We start from the raw sequence: 21,040 nt of genomic DNA, 5'->3' as shown, positions 1-21,040 counted from the left end.
GCATGACGCGGCGTTTGCCACCATACCCACGCTTGCTGACAACACGTCGGACACGGGGGTGGGGGTGTAGGCCGTCGGGCCGATTACTGGCCGGTCCGATCCTTAATGCGTTGCCTGACAGCGTCCTTCCCGGCGGCCAAAGTTTCCGAGCCCAAACGGGTGGCGTTCCAAGAGCGGAGACCATGCTGGGAAATCTCGCTGATGTACACCAGTTCGGCATGCTCGAGAAGCTGCACGGCCTCCAATATCGGTCCCGCCAGACGGCTGTCGCCGCCGACCCGGATACTCTCCTGACTTCCCAGCCGACGGCGAAGGTCGCTTAGCGCGACCCGTATCTGCCCGGCTGGGGGGAATGCCGGCATGATGTGCGCGGCCAAGTCAGCTGGCGATGCCTGAATCGCCCACTGGACCATGGCTTCCCGGGCTTGATCGGCCTCTTGTTGCCTGACTCGGGCGGCTTCATCCTCGGCCGGGTCGTTTCTCTGCCCGAATAATGGCACGACACCCTCCTCGGGGATGCCCAGACGAACAGCGCGAAGTGTATCTCTGGCACACCCGGGTCAGTACCCTTCCGTTACCAGTGTGGCGGTTGGTGCATATGGGGTAATTGCGACTAGGCTTGCGCGCATGGCTAGTAAGACCGCTGCCCGCTCCGGAACCCGAACGAGCAGGTCAAGGGCCACTTCCAGGACTCGGGTTGCGGCCCGAAGTGGAGGGCACGCGCGCAAGAGGCCAAGCCGCTCCGCCCGGCGGAATCGATCGGTGCTGGTCACAACGGGACTGGCGGGCGGGCGGGCCCTGCGCGCAGCGTGGCTGATGGCGGCACGGGGCACCGGCAGCGCGGCACGCTCGATAGGTAGGGCCCGCGACATCGAACCGGGACATCGCCGCGACGGAATCGCGCTGGTCCTGCTCGGCCTCGGCGTTGTCGTCGCCGCTAGTTCCTGGTTCGACGCCGCCCGGCCGGTAGGCGCGTGGGTGGACATGGTGCTGCGGACGTTCATCGGCTCGGGCGTGTTGGTCCTGCCGGTGGTCGCCGCCGCGGTCGCGGTGGGCCTGATGCGCACGCAGCCCGACCCCGATGCGCGGCCGCGGCTGATCCTGGGTTCCAGCCTGATCGCGCTCTCCCTGCTGGGCCTGTGCCATCTGTGGGCGGGATCGCCGGAGGCCCCGGCCGCACGCCGGCATGCGGCAGGATTCATCGGATTTGCGATAGGCGGCCCGCTGTCGGACGGCTTGACGGCCTGGATCGCCGCGCCGCTGTTGTTCATCGGCGCGATGTTCGGCCTGCTGTTGCTGACCGGGACCACGATCCGCGAACTGCCCGATGCGGTGCGCGCCCTGTTCGGCACCGGGCTGTTCCAGCGTGACGATGCCGACGACGAGTACTACGACGAGCAAGACGAGGCGCACGTCCAGGAGACTCCCGCCGAGGACTTCTCGGACGGCTACTACGACCAGTCCCTGGACGAGGAGCCGCAGGCGTGGCCGTCGGCCAATGCACCCGACCTCGAGGACGACACACCCACCGTCCCGGACCCTCTGGTGGCGCGCAAGAAACGCAGCCGGGGGCGTAAGGCGAACACCGGGCCGGCCGATGGTCTCTACACCCTCCCCTCGCTGGAACTGCTGGTGGCCGGCGACCCGCCCAAGAAACGCAGCGCTGCCAACAACCACATGGCCAACGCCATCGGCGAAGTGCTCACCCAGTTCAAGGTCGACGCCGCGGTCACCGGCTGTACCCGCGGGCCCACCGTCACCCGCTACGAGGTCTCGCTGGGACCCGGCGTCAAGGTCGAGAAGATCACCGCGCTGCAGAAGAACATCGCCTACGCCGTGGCCACCGAGAGCGTGCGCATGCTGGCCCCCATCCCGGGCAAATCCGCCGTCGGCATCGAGGTGCCCAACACCGACCGGGAGATGGTGCGGCTGGCCGACGTGCTCACCGCCCCGTCCACCCGCCGCGACGACCACCCGCTGGTGATTGGGCTGGGCAAGGACATCGAAGGAGATTTCATCTCGGCCAACCTGGCCAAGATGCCGCACCTGTTGGTGGCCGGCTCCACCGGATCGGGCAAGTCCAGCTTCGTCAACTCGATGCTGGTGTCGCTGCTGACGCGCGCCACGCCCGAAGAGGTCAGGATGATCCTGATCGACCCGAAGATGGTGGAACTGACGCCGTACGAAGGCATTCCGCACCTGATCACGCCGATTATCACCCAGCCGAAGAAGGCCGCGGCAGCGCTGGCGTGGCTGGTCGACGAGATGGAGCAGCGCTACCAGGACATGCAGGCTTCCCGAGTGCGCCACATCGACGACTTCAACGAGAAGGTGCGATCCGGCGCCATCACGGCGCCGCTGGGCAGCCAGCGCGAGTACCGGCCGTACCCTTACGTCGTCGCGATCGTCGACGAGTTGGCCGACCTGATGATGACCGCGCCGCGCGACGTGGAAGACGCCATCGTGCGGATCACCCAGAAGGCCCGGGCCGCCGGCATCCATCTGGTGTTGGCCACTCAGCGCCCGTCGGTGGACGTGGTCACCGGGCTCATCAAGACCAATGTGCCCTCCCGGCTGGCGTTTGCGACGTCGTCGCTCACCGACAGCCGGGTGATCCTGGACCAGGCCGGCGCGGAGAAGCTCATCGGCATGGGTGACGCCTTGTTCCTGCCGATGGGGGCCAGCAAGACTGTCCGGCTGCAGGGCGCATACATCACCGACGAGGAGATCCACGCCGTCGTCAACGCCTGCAAGGACCAGGCCGAACCCGAGTACACCGAGGGCGTCACCACCGCCAAGCCGACGGCCGAGCGCGCCGACGTCGACCCGGACATCGGCGACGACATGGACGTATTCCTGCAGGCCGTCGAGTTGGTGGTGTCCAGCCAGTTCGGCTCCACGTCGATGCTGCAGCGCAAACTGCGGGTGGGCTTCGCCAAGGCCGGCCGGCTGATGGACCTGATGGAGACGCGCGGCATCGTCGGGCCCAGCGAAGGGTCCAAGGCCCGCGAGGTGCTGGTCAAGCCCGACGAGTTGGCCGCGACGCTGGCCTCGATCCGGGGTACGGACAGTTCCGGCGAACAGACGTAAAAGCCCCTTTTTCGTCGGTGTGTCGGGGGCTTTTGCGTCTGCTCGGCAGTTAAAGCACCAGCAGCATCCGGGAGTTGCCCAGGATGTTGGGCTTGACGTAGCTGAGATCGAGGAATTCGGCCACCCCGATGTCGTAGGACCGGCACATCTCCTCGAATACTTCAGCGGTCACCGGCGTCCCCTCGATCTCGGTGAAGCCGTGGCGGGCGAAGAACTCGGTCTCGAAGGTCAACACGAACAGACGTTTGAGCTCCAGCTCTCGGGCGACATCGAGCAAGCGGTTGACGATCGCGTGGCCGATACCGCGGCCGGTCATCGCCGGATCGACCGCCACGGTGCGGATTTCGCCGAGATCTGACCACAGCACGTGCAGCGCTCCGCAGCCAACGACCTGGCCTGGTTGTTCGGGGTGTTCGGCCACCCAGAATTCCTGGACGGCTTCATACAGCGTCACCAGGTTCTTCTCCAGCAGGATTTTCCCCGCATAGGTGTCGACCAGTCGCTTGATCGCCGGAACGTCGGATGTACGCGCACGCCGAACCAGCGGCCGGCGATCGCGTGGGGTTTCCGTCACGGGTAACAGTATCGGCATCCAGGACGGTTCAGCTGGTCGACCGTTATTCTGTTGCGGTGTCGGGGCAGCCTCAAACGAGTTCAGTAGGGGGCCGCGCCCGCATCGCCAATCTGGCCAACGGGTTGACCGGCTTGCGGCTGGTGATGGTGCCGATTTTCCTGTTCGCCCTGTTTTACGGGGGCGGCCACGTCAGCTCGGCCCGGATTGTTGCGTGGGCGATATTCGCCGCTGCCTGCTTTACCGATCGATTGGACGGTCAGCTCGCGCGCAACTACGGCATGGCAACGGAATTCGGCGCGTTCGTCGATCCGATTGCCGACAAGGCGCTGATCGGGTCGGCGCTCATCGGCTTGTCCATGCTGCACGACCTGCCGTGGTGGGTCACGATATTGATCCTCACCCGCGAGGTTGGCGTGACCGTCTTGCGATTGTCGGTGATTCGGCGCGGTGTCATTCCCGCGAGTTGGGGCGGCAAGCTCAAGACCCTGATCCAGGCGGTGGCGATCGGGTTGTTCGTCTTGCCGCTGACGGGCGCGTTGCACGTCGCGGCGGTGATCGTGATGGCGATCGCTATCGTGCTCACGATCGTCACCGGCATCGACTATGTGGCCTCGGCGATCAGGGAAGTTCGCCAAACGCCCCGCTAATCGGGGAACCACTGCGACGGCTGCCTGCGTTGACCTGATGACTGGTGCTTTCGGGTGCAGGCGTGAGCTGACGAACAGAGGAGAGCTTCATGGCCCTATTGGTGCGGGAGGTCATCGGCGACGTGCTGCGCCGGGCCCGAATGTCGCAGGGCCGGACACTGCGTGAGGTGTCCGACTCGGCACGGGTGAGTTTGGGGTATCTATCGGAGGTCGAGCGCGGCCGCAAAGAGCCGTCCAGCGAATTGCTCAACGCCATCTGCGATGCGTTGGAGCTCCCGCTGTCGAAGATGCTCATCGGTGCCGGCGAGCAGCTGGCTCGCGCGGAACACGCCGCTCACGCAGAGCCGGCCAGGCCGGCGGGCGGTCCTACCATCGACGCCAGCACCAAGGTCGTCATCCCGCCGGTGGTGTCGTTGGCGGTGGCCTGAGCGCGTGTCGAGGCGGCGCGGACGAACGAATGCGCACCAAGGGTGGGGAGATCGCCGCTGACGCACTAAATTGAGCGACAAGGCAAGCCCACACGGCACATCGGAAGCGAAGGCGGAGCTCACTCATGGCCAATCCGTTCGTCAAAGCGTGGAAGTACCTCATGGCGCTGTTCAACGCCAAGATTGACGAGCACGCCGACCCCAAAGTGCAGATTCAGCAGGCCATCGAGGAAGCGCAACGCACCCATCAGGCGCTGACCCAGCAGGCCGCGCAGGTGATCGGCAACCAGCGTCAACTCGAGATGCGGCTCAACCGGCAGTTGGCCGATATCGAGAAGCTGCAGGTCAACGTGCGCCAGGCGCTGACGTTGGCGGACCAGGCCACCGCCGCCGGAGACGCCGCCAAGGCGGTCGAGTACAACAACGCCGCCGAGGCGTTCGCCGCCCAACTGGTGACCGCCGAACAGAGCGTCGAAGACCTCAAGACGTTGCATGACCAGGCGCTGGGCGCGGCGGCTCAGGCCAAGCGCGCCGTCGAGCAGAACGCGATGGTGCTGCAGCAGAAGATCGCCGAGCGCACCAAGCTGCTCAGCCAGCTCGAGCAGGCGAAGATGCAGGAACAGGTCAGCAAGTCGCTGCGGTCCATGAGTGAGATCGCCGCGCCCGGCAACACCCCGAGCCTCGACGAGGTGCGCGACAAGATCGAACGCCGATACGCCAACGCGCTCGGGTCGGCGGAGCTTGCGCAGAGCTCCGTCCAAGGCCGCATGCTCGAGGTTCAGCAGGCCGGCGTGGAGATGGCCGGCCATTCCCGGTTGGAGCAGATCCGCGCCTCGATGCGCGGGGAGGCGTTGCCGACGGGAGGGTCTGTTCCCGGCACCCCAGCAACGCCGGCGGCGGCCGACCCCAGCCGTGGGCCGATTGCCGAGAAGCCGTTTGGCCAGTAGTCACGGAGGTCCCGATGGCGGTGAAAACGATCCAGGACGGGCAATGGCGCGAATTGCTCCGCCGCGGTTTTGACACCGTGGGTGACTGGTCCGAGCTGGTGGCCGCGAAGGTCAACGCCGTCATGGATCCGCGCGCCCGGGGACTGCGCCGTCGTCGTCGGGCATTGCGCTGGGGGTTGATCTTCGCTGCCGGCGTCGTGTTCTGGGGCCTGGTGACGACGTTGCTGGCAACGTGGCGCACACCGTTCTGGGCGTTGTTGATCCCAATGCTGATCGCGGCGGGCGAGGCCATTCCGGCGACACTGTTGCTGCTGCGCTACCGCTGGTTGCGCAAGGAGCCGCTGCCGGCACCGCGGCCGGCCAACATCCGCCGGCTGCCGCCGCCCGGTTCGGCGGCACGGCCCGCGATGTCGGCGCTGGGCGCCTCCGAACGCGGGTTTTTCTCGCTGCTGGGCGTCATGGAGCGGGGCGCGATATTGCCGACCGCCGAAATCCGTGATCTGACGGTCGCGGCGAACCAGACGTCGGCGGCAATGGCGGCGACCGCGGCCCAGGTGGTTTCCATGGAGCGCGCGGCCTATTACGCCGAATCATCGCGCGAGCATTTGGCACCCACCATCAACGCCTATACCGCGCAGCTGAGCGAAGGCGTTCGTCAGTACAACGTAATGGTCACCGCCGCAGCGCAATTGGTGTCTGCGGCGAACGGTCAGGCGGGTGCCGTCGGCTATTCACAGCAGCGCTACCGTGCTGAGTTGGTCGATGCCACCGATCGGCTGGTCGGTTGGGCGCAGGCCTTCGACGAACTCAGCGGATTACAGCGGCATTAGCGGCGATCGCGAGCGCGGCGTAGCCGGGCGAAGCGGGTCGCCGCCATCGGTTAACCGCCCTTCGGCGGATCCTCGGGCCGCGGGCCGTAGCGGTCGATGTAGGCCTGGTGGATATGGGCATCGCGCTGACGCGCGCGTTCATTGACGAGTTCGGGGTCGAGGCCGTGTACCCGCAGCATGTGCTGGCGCCAGATCTTGTTGAGCGCATGCGAGAAGTACACAAACGGAATGAGAATCGGCAGCGTCATGCTCAGGTGGACTTCGAGCGTCGTCGGGATCAACCAGAACGGAGCGAGCACCAGCACGGCCGGGACCGCCACTCGGATCATCATTCGGGCGGTTGCGCCCTTGCCCGCCAAGTCGTTTCGCACCCAGTCCAGCATCGAGTCGGGCAGCCGTGCCCCATAGCAGTAGCGGATGTACTCGATGACGTTCGGCTTGGTCCGGCCGGGGTCGCCGCTCATGGGCTAGAGCCTCGCTCGCAGCGACGGCACAGCGACGCCGACCAGACCGCGAAGTGTCGCCTTGAGCATGTCGTAGAGGTCGAAATAGTCCCGCCACAGCGTGATTCGCCCGTCGCGGACCTCGAAGACGCCGCAGACCCAGAACTGGATCCGCAGTGGACCGAAGATCAGCGCATCGGTGCGTTCGGTGAGCACCGCATTGCCGTCGGCGGCGATGCGGTGGATTTTCACCTCGAACCCGACGCGGCCCTGTATCCTGCTCAGCAACTTCGCCGTTCGGTGCCCCCCGCGGATCCGCGACAGCCCGACGTTCTCGTAGACGAGGTCGTCGGCGAACAACTCTTCGATGGTCTCGAAGTCCTCGTCCTGCAGGGCGTGCAGGAAAGCCTCGACCATGCGGGTGTTCTCTGTGGTTGTCTGTGGCAGCTCGGTCATAGTGGCCAGAGTATGCGAGTGGCTCTGTGGCAGGGTAGGGCGAGTGCGCGTCGCGGTGGTCGCCGGGCCGGATCCCGGGCACTCATTCCCGGCGATCGCACTGTGCCAGCGGTTCTTGGCGGCGGGCGACAAGCCCACCTTGTTCACCGGCGTGGAATGGCTTGAGGCCGCGCGTGGCGCCGGAATCGACGCTGCTGAGCTGGACGGGCTGGTGGCCGACGACGAAGATCTGGATGCCGGAGCACGGATTCACCGTCGCGCCGCCCGGATGGCGGTGCTCAACGTACCGGCGCTGCGCGACCTGGCGCCTGATCTGGTGGTGTCCGACGTCATCACCGCGGGCGGAGGCATGGCCGCCGAGCTGCTGGGCATCCCGTGGATCGAGCTCAACCCGCATCCGCTGTATCTGCCGTCGAAGGGCCTGCCGCCGATCGGCAGCGGCCTGGCGCCGGGTACCGGTATCCGTGGCCGGCTGCGAGACGCCGCCATGCGGGCGCTCACCGCACGCTCCTGGCGCGCCGGCTTGCGGCAGCGGGCGGCGGTGCGGGTCGAGATCGGGCTGCCGGCGCGCGATCCGGGGCCGCTGCGACGGCTGATCGCCACGTTGCCCGCGCTGGAAGTCCCGCGTCCGGACTGGCCGCCCGAGGCGGTACTGGTGGGCCCGCTGCACTTCGAGCCGACCGACCGGGTGCTCGAGATTCCCGCCGGCTCCGGGCCGGTGGTGGTCGTCGCGCCGTCGACCGCGATGACCGGAACCACCGGACTGGCCGAGGCCGCTTTGAACTGCCTGACGCCGGGTGACACCTTGCCGCCGGGATCGCGGCTGGTGGTGTCACGGCTGGGCGGCGCGGATCTGACGGTGCCGCCATGGGCGGTGGTCGGACTGGGTCGCCAGTCAGAGCTGTTGACGCATGCCGACGTCGTGATCTGCGGTGGGGGTCACGGCATGGTGGCCAAGACGCTGTTGGCCGGCGTGCCGCTGGTGGTGGTTCCCGGCGGCGGAGATCAATGGGAGATGGCCAATCGCGTGGTACGTCAGGGCAGTGCCCGGTTGATCCGGCCGTTGACCGCGGAGGCGCTGGTGGCCGCGGTTGGGGACGTGCTTTCGTCGCCGCGGTATCGCGACGCGGCGCGTGAGGCCGCCGCCAGTGTGGACTTGGTCGCCGATCCGGTTGCGGTGTGCCGTGAAGCGCTTGCCGCTGGGTATGTTGGCTGACGTGCGGCTGACGGAATTCCACGAGCGTGTCGTCCTGCGATTCGGCACGGCATACGGCGCATCGGTGCTGGTCGACCACGTGTTGAGCGGCTTCGGCGGCCGGACGGCCGCACAGGCGATCGAGGAGGGCGTGGAGCCCCGTGAGGTGTGGCGAGCACTGTGCGTCGACTTCGACGTGCCACGCGAACAGTGGTGAGTGTTCGCGGCATCGAGCCTGCGCCCAGGGCTGCCGATCGGCTGTTTGCGGCGCCCCCAGCGCAGGCTCGGCGCCATAGTCGCAGGCTCGGTTAGCCGGAGCGCGGCGTGCGGTCGAACACGCAGTCGCCGCAAAGGGAACTGCCGGGGATGCGGTAGAAGAGGCAGCAGCTGCGGCGCCGGAAGCTCAGATCTGCAGCGGTGATGGTGCCGGACCCAGCCAGGTTGCCGGTGTTCAGCAGGGCTTCGGTGCTTGCGACGATTCGGCTGCGCAGGTCGGGCCGTGCCGAAAGTAGGGCCCGCGATGCTCCGACGAGTGCGGATGCGATGTTGCCGGACAACAAGCCGGGTGCCAGCTTGACCGGCATACCGGCGGCGAGCGGCTCCATATGTCGTTCTACGACAAGGTGATACAACAGGTCCGCCGCTGGTGCGGCCTCGCCGACGGGCTCGGGCAGGCGCAGCTGCGTCCCGTCGTCGGCCCGCTGCAGGTTCGTCAGGTCCGGGACGACGCCGTGGGCCAGCGCGCACGCCAGAACCGGGGCCCATAGCCGGGCGGCGTGGCCGAGGTGAACCAGCGACGCGCCGATGCGCAAGTCGGTAACGCGGTAGCGGTGGACGGTGGCGTCGATCAAGTCGGCGCAGCCGTCGGCATAGGACTGGCCGACCGGGTGCCATCCCGTCGGGTCGCCGCCCACGGTCAGCGCGAAAAACCCGCCGTAGGACGATATTTCGGCCAGCTCGGTAGAGATGTCGATGCTGAGCCGTCCTTCCGTTTTCTGCGCCTGGCGGGCCCTTTTCGGTAGCTGATCTTGTCACACGCCATCGCTACGGCGTGTCTGACTTGTATCGAACAGGTGTTCGTCTACTGTGGTGATCATTCGGTGGAACCGATTTGTCGGACCCCACGCCTAATGTCACGGCTAACCGACCGAAACCGGTCACCGAACACCGACTACAGGAGAGGCACCATGACGCAAGCCCCCGACCGCGAGAAGGCTATCGAACTGGCGATAGCCCAGATCGAGAAGAGCTACGGCAAAGGATCGGTGATGCGTCTCGGCGACGAGATGCGTCAACCCATCTCGGTCATTCCGACCGGGTCCATCGCACTGGACGTGGCGTTGGGCATCGGCGGCTTGCCGCGCGGCCGTGTCATCGAGATCTACGGCCCGGAGTCCTCCGGGAAGACCACCGTCGCACTGCACGCGGTGGCCAACGCCCAGGCCGCCGGTGGTGTCGCGGCGTTCATCGACGCCGAGCACGCGCTGGACCCGGAGTATGCGAAGAAGCTCGGCGTGGATACCGATTCCCTGCTGGTCAGCCAGCCGGACACCGGTGAACAGGCTCTGGAGATCGCCGACATGCTGATTCGCTCCGGCGCACTCGACATCTTGGTCATCGACTCGGTGGCCGCGCTGGTGCCGCGCGCCGAGCTCGAAGGCGAGATGGGGGACAGCCACGTCGGCCTGCAGGCCCGGCTGATGAGCCAGGCGCTGCGGAAAATGACTGGCGCGCTGAACAATTCGGGAACCACTGCGATCTTCATCAACCAGCTGCGCGAAAAAATCGGAGTGATGTTCGGGTGCATGAATTACTCCACCCGGGTGACTTTGGCCGATGGCAGCAGCGAGAAGATCGGCAAGATCGTCAACAACAAGATGGACGTCGAGGTGTTGTCCTACGACCCGGTGACGGACCAGATTGTGCCTCGCAAGGTGGTGAACTGGTTCAATAACGGCCCCGCCGAACAGTTCCTGCAGTTCACGGTCGAAAAGTCCAGCGGCAACGGAAAATCACAGTTTGCCGCCACGCCCAACCATCTGATCCGCACACCCGGTGGCTGGACCGAAGCCGGTGACCTCAACACTGGTGATCGGGTACTGGCTACCGAACCTCATCTGCTCAGCGATCAGCAGTTCCAAGTGGTGATGGGCTCACTGATGGGTGATGGGAATCTCTCGCCTAATCTGCATGACCGCAACGGCGTCCGATTCCGCCTGGGACATGGTGCCAAGCAGGTGGAGTACCTGAATTGGAAGACCGCATTGATGGGCAATATTCGGCACTCGGTGCGGCAGAATTCCAAGGGCGCAAGCTTTGTCGACTTCACCCCACTGGCTGAACTCGCCGAGCTTCAGCGCGCGGTGTACTTGGGGGACGGCAAGAAGTTTTTCTCCGAGGAATACCTCAAGGCACTCACCCCGCTGGCCCTGGCCATCTGGTACATGGACGATGGTTCATTTACCTTGCGCTCCAAAGGTTTGCAGGAGCGTACCAGCGGTGGCAGCGGGCGCATTTCGATCTGTGTCGAGGCCATGACCGAGGGTACGCGGGTACGGTTGCGTGACTATCTGCGCGACAATCACGGACTGGATGTGAGCCTGCGCTCGGTTGGCTCGGCCGGCAAGGCGGTGCTGTTGTTCTCGACAGCGGCGTCGGCCAAATTCCAGGCACTGGTAGCGCCCTACATGGCGCCGTCCATGGAGTACAAGTTGCTGCCTCGATTCCGTGATCAAAGCACGGTGTCGCCCCAATTTGTCGAACCCACACAGCGGTTGGTGCCGGCTCGGGTGCTGGATGTGCACGTCAAGCCGCACACTCGGTCGATGAATCGCTTCGATATCGAGGTCGAAGGCAATCACAACTACTTCGTCGATGGAGTGATGGTGCATAACTCGCCCGAAACCACAACTGGCGGAAAGGCTTTGAAGTTCTACGCGTCGGTGCGCATGGATGTGCGTCGGATTGAGACACTCAAGGACGGCACCAACGCGGTCGGCAACCGCACCCGGGTCAAGGTCGTCAAGAACAAAGTTTCGCCACCCTTCAAACAGGCCGAGTTTGACATCCTCTACGGCAAGGGCATCAGCCGGGAGGGCTCGCTCATCGATATGGGTGTGGATCAGGGCTTCATCCGCAAGTCGGGTTCCTGGTTCACCTACGAGGGAGAGCAGCTCGGCCAAGGCAAGGAGAACGCCCGCAACTTCTTGATGGAGAACGCCGACGTGGCCAACGAGATCGAGAAGAAGATCAAGGAAAAGCTCGGCATTGGTGCGGTTGTGACCGATGACGAAGTCTTGCCCGCCCCCGTCGATTTCTGAGCCGTCTCGCGAAGAGCAGGCGCGGTCACTGTGCCTGCGCCTGCTCACCGCGAGGTCGCGTACCCGGGCCGAGTTGTCCGGCCAGCTGGCCAAGCGTGGATACCCAGCAGACGTCAGCGAACGGGTACTGGACCGGCTGGCTGCCGTCGGCCTGATCGACGACGCCGAGTTCGCCGAGCAGTGGGTGCAGTCCCGACGGGCGAGAGCGGGAAAGAGCAAACGTGCCTTGGCCGCTGAACTGCACACCAAGGGCGTCGACGACGACGTGATCACCGAGGTGCTGAGCGGAATCGACGCCGGTGCTGAGCGAGACCGCGCCGAGCTGCTGGTGCGGGCCAAGCTGCGGCGGGAAACGCTGACCGACGAGGCGCGGGTGACTCGGAGGCTGGTCGCGATGCTCGCTCGCCGCGGCTACAGCCAGAACCTGGCCTGCGAGGTGGTTCTCGCCGAGCTAGCCGCCGAACGGGAGCGTCGACGCGTCTAGCTGCGGGTTAATCGGCCAGGCCCCAGTCGCCGTACCATGTCCCCCGTGACTTCGATGGTGGCGGGAGAGGCCGTGGCGCCAGACGCGGCGTCGACGCGTACCTACCAGGTGCGCACCTACGGCTGCCAGATGAACGTCCACGACTCCGAACGGCTGGCGGGACTGCTCGAAGCTGCCGGCTATCAGCGGGCGGCTGACGGCTCGGATTTTGGAGACGCCGACGTGGTCGTCTTCAACACCTGCGCCGTGCGGGAAAACGCCGACAACAAGCTGTACGGCAACCTCAGCCACCTGGCACCACGCAAACGGCGCAACCCCGACATGCAGATCGCGGTCGGCGGCTGCCTGGCCCAGAAGGACAAAGACGCGGTGCTGCGCCGAGCGCCGTGGGTGGACGTGGTCTTCGGCACGCACAACATCGGGTCGCTGCCGACGCTGCTCGATCGGGCACGGCACAACAAGGCAGCCCAGGTCGAAATCGCCGAGGCGCTGCAACAGTTCCCGTCGTCGCTGCCCAGCGCTCGCGAATCCGCCTACGCCGCTTGGGTTTCCATCTCCGTCGGCTGTAACAACAGCTGCACCTTCTGCATCGTTCCGTCGCTGCGCGGCAAAGAGGTGGACCGCAGCCCGGCCGACATCCTGGCCGAAGTGCAGTCACTGGTGGACGACGGCGTGCTCGAAGTCACGCTGCTGGGCCAGAACGTCAACGCCTACGGCGTGTCCTTCGCCGATCCGGCGCTGCCGCGCAATCGCGGCGCGTTCGCGGAGCTGCTGCGTGCTTGCGGGCGCATCGACGGGCTGGAACGGGTGCGGTTCACCTCCCCGCATCCCGCGGAGTTCACCGACGACGTCATCGAAGCGATGGCGCAGACGCCGAATGTCTGCCCCGCCCTTCATATCCCGCTGCAGTCCGGTTCCGACCGGGTGCTGCGTGCGATGCGGCGGTCCTACCGTGCTGAGCGCTATCTGGGCATCATCGAGCGGGTTCGGGCGGCCATGCCACACGCGGCCATCACCACCGATCTGATCGTGGGTTTCCCCGGTGAGACCGAGGCAGACTTCGCGGCCACCCTCGACGTGGTGAAGCAGGCCCGGTTCGCCGCCGCCTTCACCTTCCAGTACTCCAAGCGGCCCGGCACCCCCGCCGCCACCTACGAGGGACAGCTGCCGAAAGCCGTTGTGCAGGAACGTTATGAGCGGCTGGTCGAACTGCAGGAGCAGATCTCGCTGCAGGGCAACAAAGCCATCGTGGGCCGGCAGGTCGAACTGTTGGTAGCCACCGGTGAGGGACGCAAAGACAGCCGCACCGCGCGGATGAGCGGGCGGTCGCGCGACGGCCGGCTGGTGCACTTCGCCGCGCATGACGAGGTTCGGCCGGGCGACATCATCACCACCCGGATCACCGATGCAGCGCCGCACCATCTCATCGCCGACGCGGGCGTCCTGACCCATCGCCGTACCCGGGCCGGCGACGCGCACGCGGCGGGGCAGCGGCCGCGCGCCATAAGCCGTACCGGCCTCGGCATGCCCGGTATCGGCCGGCCGGCCGAGCCGGTCATCGCAGAACCGCTCGGGTGCATCCGATGAACGCCGACCCCGACGGACCCGGCTTCGACGCCTTCCGATCCGAGATCGAGGCCGCGGAACGCCGCATCGCCCGTGAAATCGAGCCGGGCCCAAGGGGTTTCGTGGTGGCGATCCTGGTGTTCGTGCTGCTGGGATCGTTCATCCTGCCGCATACCGGCAATGTGCGCGGTTGGGACGTGCTGTTCAGCAGTCACGGCGCCGGTGCGGCCGCGATAGCCCTGCCGTCCCGGGTGTTCACTTGGCTCGCCCTGGTATTCGGCGTCGGCTTCTCAATGCTGGCGCTGCTGACCCGGCGCTGGGCGCTGGCCTGGATTGCGCTGGCGGGTTCGGCATTGGCCTGCGCCGCGGGGATGCTGGCCATCTGGTCGCGCCAGACCGTGTCGGCCGGGCATCCCGGCCCCGGGGTGGGGCTTTTCGTCGCCTGGATCACGGTGATCTTGCTGACCTTTCACTGGACTCGCGTGGTGTGGGCGCGCACCATCGTGCAACTCGCCGCGGAGGAACAACGGCGACGAGTCGTTGCGCAGCAGCAATCCCGGACGCTGTTGGACACGGTGGGTGATACCCCGAACGACGAAGACAACCCGGAGGCTCCCAAGCCCCCGGAAAACGACAAAGGCTAGGACCTGCGGGTCAGCGCTTCGGCTGCGGCGTCGGCCCACTGCCGCCACTGTTCGGCGTTGGCCCGGGCCTCTTCGGCTTCTTTGGTCCGCCCGGCGGCGGCGGCCTTCTCGGCCTGCTGTGCGAACTGCTCGGCGCGGTTGCGGAACTGCTCGGCACGGGCCTGGGCCTGGGGGTCGGACCAGCCCGAGTCACCGGCATCGCGCAGCTTCTTCTCCACGGCCCGTAGCCGCCGCTCCAACTCGGCGGTCCGTTCCCGGGGCACCCGGCCGATGGCGTCCCACTTCTCGGCGATCGAGCGCAAAGCGGCCCTGGCGGCATCCAGGTTGCTGGTCTCGAGCTTCTCCGCTTCGGCGAGCAGCGCCTCTTTGGCTGCGGCGTTGGCCCGCAACTCGGCGTCCTTTTCGGCGCTCGCGGCGTTGCGTGCGGTGAAGAACGCATCCTGGGCGGCTTTGAAGCGACGCCACAGCGCCTCGTCGACATCCCGGGTCGCCCGGCCCGCCGCCTTCCACTCGGTCAGCAACTTGCGGAATTCGGCGCTGGTGGCGGTCCAGTCCGTCGACGTGGACAGCTCTTCAGCGCGTTCGCAGAGGCGCTCCTTCGACTGACGGACCCCCGACCGCTCCCGGTCGAGCTCGGCGAAGTGAGACCCGCGGCGACGGTTGAACGTTTCCCGGGCCGCCGAATAGCGCTTCCATAGCGCGTCGTCGACCTTGCGGTCCAGGCCGGTGATCGTCTTCCACTCGTCGAGGATGGCGCGCAATCGGTCGCCGGCGATTTTCCATTGGGTCGAATTGGCGGCCAGGTCCTCGGCCTCGGCGGCCAGCGCCTCCTTGCGGGCGGTCTGCTCGGCCCGATGAACCTCCCGACGGGAGCGAACCGCGGCCACGATGACGTCGATGCGGGCAATCAGGTTGGTCAATCGCTGCGTGAGCGCGTCGACGTCGCCCAGCACGGACGCCGTCGGCAATGTCTCGGCCAGCGCGACAGCATTGGCCCTGATCTTGCGCGCATCGCCGGTTCCCGACGTCAGCCGCTCCTCCATCAGGGTGATCTCGGTGCTCAAGTCGTCGAATCGGCGGCCGAAATGGGCGAACGCGGCTTCGGGGTCACCGGCCTGCCACGATCCGATGATCCGCTCGCCGGCCGGGGTGACCAACCAAACCGTGCCGTCGTCGTCGACCCGCCCGAATTGGTGCGGGTCGCTGTGCGGGGGCACGACGAACGGGTGTGCGGCAGGTCGGGGCGCCGGCCGGGGACCGGGCCGCGGTCCCGGACGTGGCGCAGGCTTGGGTGAATCCGGTGCATCCTTACCGCGCGGCTGGTCAGCCGTCATGCCTTCATCACCTACCCTCTGCAACCCATTGCGCGGCGATCTCCCGCGCACCTGCCGCGCTCAGCGGCACCTTGTCTACCGGCTCTGCGTCACCGTTCCAAGAGTATTCAAGCAGCTTGGCAGCCCTTCTGCCGGTGGCTGGCCCAGACCTGGCGCATTGCTGCGGAAATGCAAGCGGCGGATAACAAATCGGTTCCACCATCCGCCCGACGGTAGGGCGATGTCGCACAACGCCGGTAGCGTGGCGGCACACGGCATCGACGGAACCCGGGGCATGGCGGCCGGGTCGGTGGGAGGCGTCACGATAGCGAAGGTTGATATCGCGGCGTTTTTTGCGCTGTTGGCCGCCTTGATCTCGGGTGTGGGCGACGTGGTCCGCCAGCGGTCGGCGCAGGAAATCACCGACAAACAGGTCGGGCATGTCGAATTGCTGCGCATGTCGCTGCGCGATACGCGTTGGTGGCTGGGCGGAGTGGCGCCGGTGGCCAGCGCGGGCCTGCAAGCGGTGGCTTTGGGATTGGGTTCGGTGGTGCTGGTGCAGGCCCTTCAGGTGACGTCGCTGCTGTTCGCGTTGCCGGTGTACGGCTGGGTGACCAAACATCGGCTGAGCCGCCGGGAGTGGTGCTGGGCGGTAGTGCTGGCCGCGGCGGTGGCGGCCTTCGTTGCGATCGGTGAACCGGCCGAAGGGTATCAGCGGGCGTCGCTGCAGACCTGGGCCGTGGTGGCGATGGTGATTGGCCCGGCGATGGTGTTCTGCGTCCTGGGTGCGCGAATCTGGGCGGGCCGGCCGGCCGCGGTGTTGCTGGCCCTGGTGTCGGCGACGTCGTGGGCGCTGTTCGCGGTGCTCACCAAGGCCGTCGTCGACGTCCTCGACGACACCACGCACGACGGTTTCGCCGCGGTGCTGTTCATGCCGGAGTTCTACTTCTGGTTGCTGGCCGCGGGGGTCGGGACCGTGTTCGGCCAGTCGTCGTTCCGCGCCGGGGCGCTGACCGCGTCGTTGCCGGCGATGACGGTCGCTGAGCCGCTGGTGGCCTCGGTGCTGGGCGTCACCGTGCTGGGCGAAACACTCGGTGCCGACGGTCCGGAGCTGATCGGCCTGGTCTGCGCGGTCGTGGTGGTGATCGTCGCGACGACGGCCCTGGCGCGTGGCGAAGCGGCCACGATGGTTTCCGGAGCAGCCGCCGGCGGAGATTCCGGCGATCTGGTGGTCGCGCCGGAGGCGTTCGGTGAGGTATTGGAACCGGACGGGTCAGAGATACGTCGATTGAGTAGGTGTTGAACTTGGATTGCGCGGGATTCACGGCGGCCAGATGCAGCGAGAAGAGCGTCCGATACGCCTGGGGAGGTAGCTGCTGATGGCGAAAGTCGACATCGCCGTGGTGCTCGCGCTGCTGGCGGCCTTCGCCTCGGCAGTGGGCAACGTCTTCCGGCAGCGGTCTGCGGAGCAGATCACCGACAGGGACGTCGGCCACCTCGAGCTGTTCGGGTTGTCGTTGCGCGACACCAAGTGGTGGCTGGGTGCGGGCGGGGCGATCGCTAACTACGTGCTGCAGGCCGTGGCCTTGGCGCTGGGCTCGGTGATGCTGGTGACGGCGTTGCAGGTGACCGCGCTGCTGTTCGCGTTGCCGATCTACGCGTATCTGACCAAGGTCCGGGTGACCCGACGGGAATGGGCCTGGGCGGTCCTGCTGGCCGCCGCGCTCGCCGTGGTCGTCACCATCGGCGACCCGGGCAGCGGCGTCTCGCGTGGCTCGCTGGGAACGTGGACGGCGGTTGCCCTGGTTATGGGTCCGCTGTTGGCGTTCTGCGTGCTGGGCGCCCGGTTCTGGACGGGCTCGGTGGCGGCGGTGCTGCTGGCGGTGGTCGCCGGTTGCTCGCTGGCCCTGTTCGCGGTGCTCACCAAGGCGGTGGTCGAGGTGGTGCACGGCGGCCTGATCGCGCTGCTGGCGGCTCCCGAGTTCTATTTCTGGCTGGCCGCGGCGGCGGGAGGCATGATTTTCCAGCAGTCGTCGTATCGCGCGGGGTCGCTGACGGCCTCCCTGCCCACGTCGGTCGTCGCCAAGCCGCTGGTCGGCTCGCTGCTCGGGGTCGTGGTGCTCGGCGAGACGTTGCATACCACCAGGACCGGAGTTTTCGTGGTGGCCGCGGGGGTGGTGCTGGTGATCGTCGCGACCTTCGCCCTGGCCCGTGGTGAGGCCGAGAACGTGACCGAAGAGGCGATCGAGAGCGGACGAATTCCCGTCATCACCGATCCACGGGTAGTACCGAATGCACCATGGGCCCGGGCGGGCGCACACCAGTCCGGCGGCCTGGTGCGCACGCCAGGTCCGCCCCGCTGATCCGCGTCCGCGGTGGCGTAGCGCAGCCGCTGATTTCGGGACGTGGCAAGCGGCATCATGCGCTGCGATGGGTACGTCATAGCCTGGGGACACCCCGTCCACACGATTGAGGATCATCCATGTCGAAAGTCGAGCTCGCCGCGGTAATCGCGTTGTGCGCCGCGCTGGCGTCGGCGATCGGCGATGTGATCCGGCAGCGCTCCGCACACGAGATCACCGACGAGCGTGTCGGTCACCTGCAGCTGTTCGGCCTGTCGTTGCGCGACACCCGGTGGTGGCTGGGCGGCGTGATGGCGGTACTGAATTACAGCCTGCAGGCGGTGGCACTGGTCTGGGGCTCGGTGCTGCTGGTGACCTCGCTGCAGGTGACGGCTCTGCTGTTCGCCATGCCGATCTACGCGCGGATCACCGGGCATCGGATCACCCGCCGGGAGTGGGTCTGGGCGGTCATCCTGGCCGCTGCCCTGGCGGTGGTCATCGTCGTCGGCCACCCTGATGTCGGCCAGCCACGCACGTCACTGCACACCTGGATGATCGTCGGCGCCGTCATGGGTCCGGCCTTGGTGGCGTGCGTCGTGGCCGCCCGTGTGTGGGCCGGCCGCCCGGTGGCGGCGGCACTGTTGGCGCTGGTGGCGGGTTCGTCGTTGGCGCTGTTCGCCGTGTTGACGAAGGGAGTCGTCGAAGTACTGCACGACGACGGCTTCGGGGCGGTGCTGCGCACTCCGGAGTTCTATCCCTGGTTGCCTGCAGCGCTGGCCGGGATGATCTTTCAGCAGTCTGCTTTCCGTGCCGGTGCGCTGACGGCCTCGCTGCCGACGATGACCGTCGCCAAGCCTCTGGTAGCAGCCGTGCTCGGAGTGACGCTACTGGGCGAGGCGCTCACGGCCAGCGGCGCCGAGGCGGTTGTGCTGGCCGCCGGGGTGGCACTGGTGATCGTCGCGACGGTGGCGCTGGCTCGCGGCGAGGCCGCGACGATGGTCGCCGAAGCCGGGCAAGACTTGTCCGGTGACGCAACCGCGCCCGCTGGACCGCCGGTCCAGAACGAAGCCGCCCCCGAGCTTGGACGCGACATAGGGTGCGCGCCGAGACGTTAGTTTGGTGACGTGCTGAGCGGCATCGCGATTGTCCCTTCGGCGCCGGTGCTCGTTCCCGAACTCGCCGGAGCGGCCGCTGCCGAGGTGGCCGATCTGACGGCGGCGGTACTGGCTGCCGCCGGCTTGTTGCCGTCGCGCTGGGTCGTGGTCGGAACGGGCCGCACCGACCAGGTGGTGAACCCCGACTGCGCCGGCACCTTCGCGGGTTTCGGCGTCGACGTGCCGGTGCACCTCGAGCCGCACCGGTCCGGCCCGCCAATCACGCCGGCCGAGTTGCCGCTGTGCGCGTTGATCGGGGCCTGGGTGCGGGAGCGGGCCAGGCCGGAGGCCCGCGCGCAGGTCCGGGTGTACCGCAGCGACCACGAAGCCCAACGCGCCCTGGCCATCGGCAGAAGCCTGCGGGCCGAGCTCGACCAGTCCAGCGACCCGATCGGTGTGCTGGTCGTCGCTGACGGAGCCAACACCCTGACGCCGGCGGCCCCGGGCGGCTACGACCCGCGCAATGCGGACGCCCAGCTGGCCCTCGACGACGCGCTGGCCGGCGGCGACGTCGACGCCTTGACCCGACTGCCGAACCAGATCCTGGGCCGGGTGGCGTTTCAGGTGCTGGCCGGCGTGGCCGAGCCCGGACTACGGACCGCCAAGGAGTTCTACCGTGGAGCCCCTTACGGGGTCGGCTACTTCGTGGGTGTCTGGCAGCCGTGAGACCGCTCGCCATCGTCGGCCCGACCGGCACCGGCAAGTCAAGGCTGGCGCTCGACGTCGCCGAGCGACTGGGCAGCATCGGTGTCGGCGCCGAAGTCGTCAACGCCGATGCCATGCAGCTCTATCGCGGCATGGACATCGGCACCGCCAAGCTGTCGGTCGACGAGCGCCGCGGCGTCCCACACCATCAGCTCGACGTGCTCGACGTCACCGAAACCGCGAGCGTCGCGCGCTACCAGCAGGCCGCGGGCGCCGACATCGAGGCGATTACGGCCAGGGGCGCGGTGCCGATCGTGGTCGGCGGCTCGATGTTGTATGTCCAGTCGCTGCTCGACGACTGGTCGTTTCCGGCCACCGATCCCGCCGTCCGGGTGCGCTGGGAGCGCCGGCTGGCCGAAGTCGGGGTAGGCCGGCTGCACGCCGAGCTGGCCAGCCGCGACCCGGCCGCCGCCGACGCGATTCTGCCCACCGACGCCCGGCGCACGGTGCGGGCACTCGAGGTGATCGAGCTCACCGGCCGGCCGTTTGCCGCGTCTGCCCCGCGCATCGGAACCCCGCGGTGGGACACCGCCATCATCGGATTGGACTGCAACACAACGGTTCTCGATGAACGGCTGGCGCAGCGCACCGAGGCGATGTTCGACCGGGGCTTGGTGCGGGAGGTGCGCACCCTGCTGGGCAAGGGTCTGCGTGACGGGGTCACCGCCGCACGCGCGTTGGGCTACGCACAGGTGATCGCCGCGTTGGACGCCGAGCCGGCCGACGTCGAAGACCGGTTGCGCGCTGCACAACACCAGACCTTCGTGGGCACCCGCCGCTATGTACGACGACAGCGATCCTGGTTTCGCCGCGACCACCGGATCCACTGGCTCGATGCGGCAGGGGACACCGACCTCATCGCCGAGGAAGCGGTGCGGGTGTGGCGGAACCTATCCTGATCG

At 67.2% G+C, this 21,040-nt stretch carries 22 protein-coding genes; 16 read left to right on the top strand and 6 right to left on the bottom strand.

Annotated elements, in window-relative coordinates; genetic code table 11:
* Window positions 1-83 precede the first annotated feature (83 nt).
* The gene (locus AC5Y2L_RS12165) at window positions 84-500 is read right to left on the bottom strand and encodes a hypothetical protein (RefSeq protein WP_499934707.1); all 417 of its coding nucleotides are present in this window, start codon (window positions 498-500) and stop codon (window positions 84-86) included.
* A gap of 16 nt (window positions 501-516) precedes the next feature.
* Here AC5Y2L_RS12165 and AC5Y2L_RS12160 point away from each other — a divergent pair, with 16 nt between their 5' ends.
* On the top strand, window positions 517-3,090 hold the full coding sequence (locus AC5Y2L_RS12160; RefSeq protein WP_499934705.1) for a DNA translocase FtsK: 2,574 nt from the start codon (window positions 517-519) through the stop codon (window positions 3,088-3,090).
* Between the two features lie 49 nt (window positions 3,091-3,139).
* On the opposite strand, the gene AC5Y2L_RS12155 is transcribed toward AC5Y2L_RS12160, so the two are convergent.
* Window positions 3,140-3,664: an amino-acid N-acetyltransferase gene (locus tag AC5Y2L_RS12155; RefSeq protein WP_499934703.1), complete on the bottom strand. Its 525-nt coding sequence runs from the start codon at window positions 3,662-3,664 to the stop codon at window positions 3,140-3,142.
* Window positions 3,665-3,720: 56 nt separating this feature from the next.
* Here AC5Y2L_RS12155 and pgsA point away from each other — a divergent pair, with 56 nt between their 5' ends.
* The 4 genes from pgsA (at window position 3,721) to pspM (ending at window position 6,516) form a co-directional block, all read left to right on the top strand.
* Window positions 3,721-4,311 (top strand): CDP-diacylglycerol--glycerol-3-phosphate 3-phosphatidyltransferase, encoded by a 591-nt coding sequence (gene pgsA / locus AC5Y2L_RS12150; RefSeq protein ID WP_499934702.1) that lies wholly within the window; start codon window positions 3,721-3,723, stop codon window positions 4,309-4,311.
* 89 nt (window positions 4,312-4,400) lie between these two features.
* Window positions 4,401-4,739 carry a transcriptional regulator ClgR gene (gene clgR / locus AC5Y2L_RS12145; protein WP_499934701.1) on the top strand — a complete coding sequence of 113 codons (339 nt, stop codon included), beginning with the start codon at window positions 4,401-4,403 and terminating at the stop codon, window positions 4,737-4,739.
* 125 nt (window positions 4,740-4,864) lie between these two features.
* Window positions 4,865-5,686 carry a phage shock protein PspA gene (gene pspA / locus AC5Y2L_RS12140; RefSeq protein ID WP_499934699.1) on the top strand — a complete coding sequence of 274 codons (822 nt, stop codon included), beginning with the start codon at window positions 4,865-4,867 and terminating at the stop codon, window positions 5,684-5,686.
* 14 nt (window positions 5,687-5,700) lie between these two features.
* Window positions 5,701-6,516 (top strand): phage shock envelope stress response protein PspM, encoded by an 816-nt coding sequence (gene pspM / locus AC5Y2L_RS12135; protein ID WP_499934698.1) that lies wholly within the window; start codon window positions 5,701-5,703, stop codon window positions 6,514-6,516.
* 50 nt (window positions 6,517-6,566) lie between these two features.
* Here pspM and AC5Y2L_RS12130 read toward each other — a convergent pair whose 3' ends face one another.
* Window positions 6,567-6,980, bottom strand: a complete 414-nt coding sequence (locus AC5Y2L_RS12130) for a DUF5313 domain-containing protein (protein WP_499934696.1) — start codon at window positions 6,978-6,980, stop codon at window positions 6,567-6,569.
* A gap of 3 nt (window positions 6,981-6,983) precedes the next feature.
* A complete protein-coding gene (locus AC5Y2L_RS12125) occupies window positions 6,984-7,424 on the bottom strand; it encodes a limonene-1,2-epoxide hydrolase (protein WP_499935026.1) in 441 nt (146 codons plus the stop codon).
* A 34-nt stretch (window positions 7,425-7,458) separates the two neighbouring features.
* On the opposite strand from AC5Y2L_RS12125, the gene AC5Y2L_RS12120 reads away from it, so the two are divergent.
* Complete coding sequence (locus AC5Y2L_RS12120) at window positions 7,459-8,631, top strand: glycosyltransferase (protein ID WP_499934695.1); 1,173 nt, start codon at window positions 7,459-7,461, stop codon at window positions 8,629-8,631.
* A gap of 1 nt (window position 8,632) precedes the next feature.
* Window positions 8,633-8,827 (top strand): DUF3046 domain-containing protein, encoded by a 195-nt coding sequence (locus AC5Y2L_RS12115; protein WP_499934694.1) that lies wholly within the window; start codon window positions 8,633-8,635, stop codon window positions 8,825-8,827.
* 91 nt (window positions 8,828-8,918) lie between these two features.
* Here the strand turns inward: AC5Y2L_RS12115 and AC5Y2L_RS12110 are convergent, their stop codons facing one another.
* Window positions 8,919-9,584, bottom strand: a complete 666-nt coding sequence (locus tag AC5Y2L_RS12110; RefSeq protein ID WP_499935025.1) for a (2Fe-2S)-binding protein — start codon at window positions 9,582-9,584, stop codon at window positions 8,919-8,921.
* A gap of 213 nt (window positions 9,585-9,797) precedes the next feature.
* On the opposite strand from AC5Y2L_RS12110, the gene recA reads away from it, so the two are divergent.
* From recA to AC5Y2L_RS12090, 4 genes are read left to right on the top strand one after another with little or no spacing between them, the layout of a single operon-like run.
* Entirely contained in the window at window positions 9,798-11,930 is a 2,133-nt protein-coding gene (gene recA / locus AC5Y2L_RS12105; protein ID WP_499934692.1) for an intein-containing recombinase RecA, read from the top strand.
* On the top strand, window positions 11,896-12,414 hold the full coding sequence (recX, locus tag AC5Y2L_RS12100) for a recombination regulator RecX (RefSeq protein WP_499934691.1): 519 nt from the start codon (window positions 11,896-11,898) through the stop codon (window positions 12,412-12,414). Before recA ends, recX begins: the two co-directional genes overlap by 35 nt.
* A gap of 36 nt (window positions 12,415-12,450) precedes the next feature.
* A complete protein-coding gene (gene miaB, locus AC5Y2L_RS12095; protein WP_499934690.1) occupies window positions 12,451-14,001 on the top strand; it encodes a tRNA (N6-isopentenyl adenosine(37)-C2)-methylthiotransferase MiaB in 1,551 nt (516 codons plus the stop codon).
* Entirely contained in the window at window positions 13,998-14,624 is a 627-nt protein-coding gene (locus AC5Y2L_RS12090; protein ID WP_499934688.1) for an Rv2732c family membrane protein, read from the top strand. The genes miaB and AC5Y2L_RS12090 overlap by 4 nt, the downstream gene beginning before the upstream one ends.
* Here AC5Y2L_RS12090 and AC5Y2L_RS12085 read toward each other — a convergent pair.
* Complete coding sequence (locus tag AC5Y2L_RS12085; RefSeq protein ID WP_499934687.1) at window positions 14,621-15,958, bottom strand: DUF349 domain-containing protein; 1,338 nt, start codon at window positions 15,956-15,958, stop codon at window positions 14,621-14,623. The two genes, AC5Y2L_RS12090 and AC5Y2L_RS12085, sit on opposite strands and share 4 nt — an antisense overlap.
* Before the next feature lie 304 nt (window positions 15,959-16,262).
* Here AC5Y2L_RS12085 and AC5Y2L_RS12080 point away from each other — a divergent pair, with 304 nt between their 5' ends.
* The 5 genes from AC5Y2L_RS12080 (at window position 16,263) to miaA (ending at window position 21,037) form a co-directional block, all read left to right on the top strand.
* Window positions 16,263-17,240, top strand: coding sequence for a DMT family transporter (locus AC5Y2L_RS12080; protein ID WP_499935023.1), 978 nt, complete (start codon window positions 16,263-16,265; stop codon window positions 17,238-17,240).
* 76 nt (window positions 17,241-17,316) lie between these two features.
* On the top strand, window positions 17,317-18,300 hold the full coding sequence (locus AC5Y2L_RS12075; protein WP_499934686.1) for a DMT family transporter: 984 nt from the start codon (window positions 17,317-17,319) through the stop codon (window positions 18,298-18,300).
* 119 nt (window positions 18,301-18,419) lie between these two features.
* Entirely contained in the window at window positions 18,420-19,394 is a 975-nt protein-coding gene (locus tag AC5Y2L_RS12070; RefSeq protein ID WP_499934684.1) for a DMT family transporter, read from the top strand.
* Window positions 19,395-19,403: 9 nt separating this feature from the next.
* Entirely contained in the window at window positions 19,404-20,099 is a 696-nt protein-coding gene (locus AC5Y2L_RS12065) for a class III extradiol ring-cleavage dioxygenase family protein (RefSeq protein ID WP_499934683.1), read from the top strand.
* A complete protein-coding gene (gene miaA / locus AC5Y2L_RS12060) occupies window positions 20,096-21,037 on the top strand; it encodes a tRNA (adenosine(37)-N6)-dimethylallyltransferase MiaA (RefSeq protein WP_499934682.1) in 942 nt (313 codons plus the stop codon). The genes AC5Y2L_RS12065 and miaA overlap by 4 nt, the downstream gene beginning before the upstream one ends.
* Window positions 21,038-21,040: the final 3 nt, after the last annotated feature.

The sequence above is a fragment of the Mycobacterium sp. NGS66 genome, from assembly GCF_059812225.1.
The sequence above is the reverse complement of the archived record's forward strand: the minus strand, read 5'-3'. Positions and strand labels throughout refer to the sequence as shown.

Bases quoted from the DNA above. Each gene is read 5' to 3' on its own strand.
- AC5Y2L_RS12160 (WP_499934705.1), top strand. From the start codon at position 517: ATGCCCAGACGAACAGCGCGAAGTGTATCTCTGGCACACCCGGGTCAG.
- clgR (WP_499934701.1), top strand. From the start codon at position 4,401: ATGGCCCTATTGGTGCGGGAGGTCATCGGCGACGTGCTGCGCCGGGCC.
- pspA (WP_499934699.1), top strand. From the start codon at position 4,865: ATGGCCAATCCGTTCGTCAAAGCGTGGAAGTACCTCATGGCGCTGTTC.
- pspM (WP_499934698.1), top strand. From the start codon at position 5,701: ATGGCGGTGAAAACGATCCAGGACGGGCAATGGCGCGAATTGCTCCGC.
- AC5Y2L_RS12130 (WP_499934696.1), bottom strand. From the start codon at position 6,980: ATGAGCGGCGACCCCGGCCGGACCAAGCCGAACGTCATCGAGTACATC.
- recA (WP_499934692.1), top strand. From the start codon at position 9,798: ATGACGCAAGCCCCCGACCGCGAGAAGGCTATCGAACTGGCGATAGCC.
- recX (WP_499934691.1), top strand. From the start codon at position 11,896: ATGACGAAGTCTTGCCCGCCCCCGTCGATTTCTGAGCCGTCTCGCGAA.
- miaB (WP_499934690.1), top strand. From the start codon at position 12,451: ATGTCCCCCGTGACTTCGATGGTGGCGGGAGAGGCCGTGGCGCCAGAC.
- AC5Y2L_RS12090 (WP_499934688.1), top strand. From the start codon at position 13,998: ATGAACGCCGACCCCGACGGACCCGGCTTCGACGCCTTCCGATCCGAG.
- AC5Y2L_RS12085 (WP_499934687.1), bottom strand. From the start codon at position 15,958: ATGACGGCTGACCAGCCGCGCGGTAAGGATGCACCGGATTCACCCAAG.
- AC5Y2L_RS12075 (WP_499934686.1), top strand. From the start codon at position 17,317: ATGGCGAAAGTCGACATCGCCGTGGTGCTCGCGCTGCTGGCGGCCTTC.
- AC5Y2L_RS12070 (WP_499934684.1), top strand. From the start codon at position 18,420: ATGTCGAAAGTCGAGCTCGCCGCGGTAATCGCGTTGTGCGCCGCGCTG.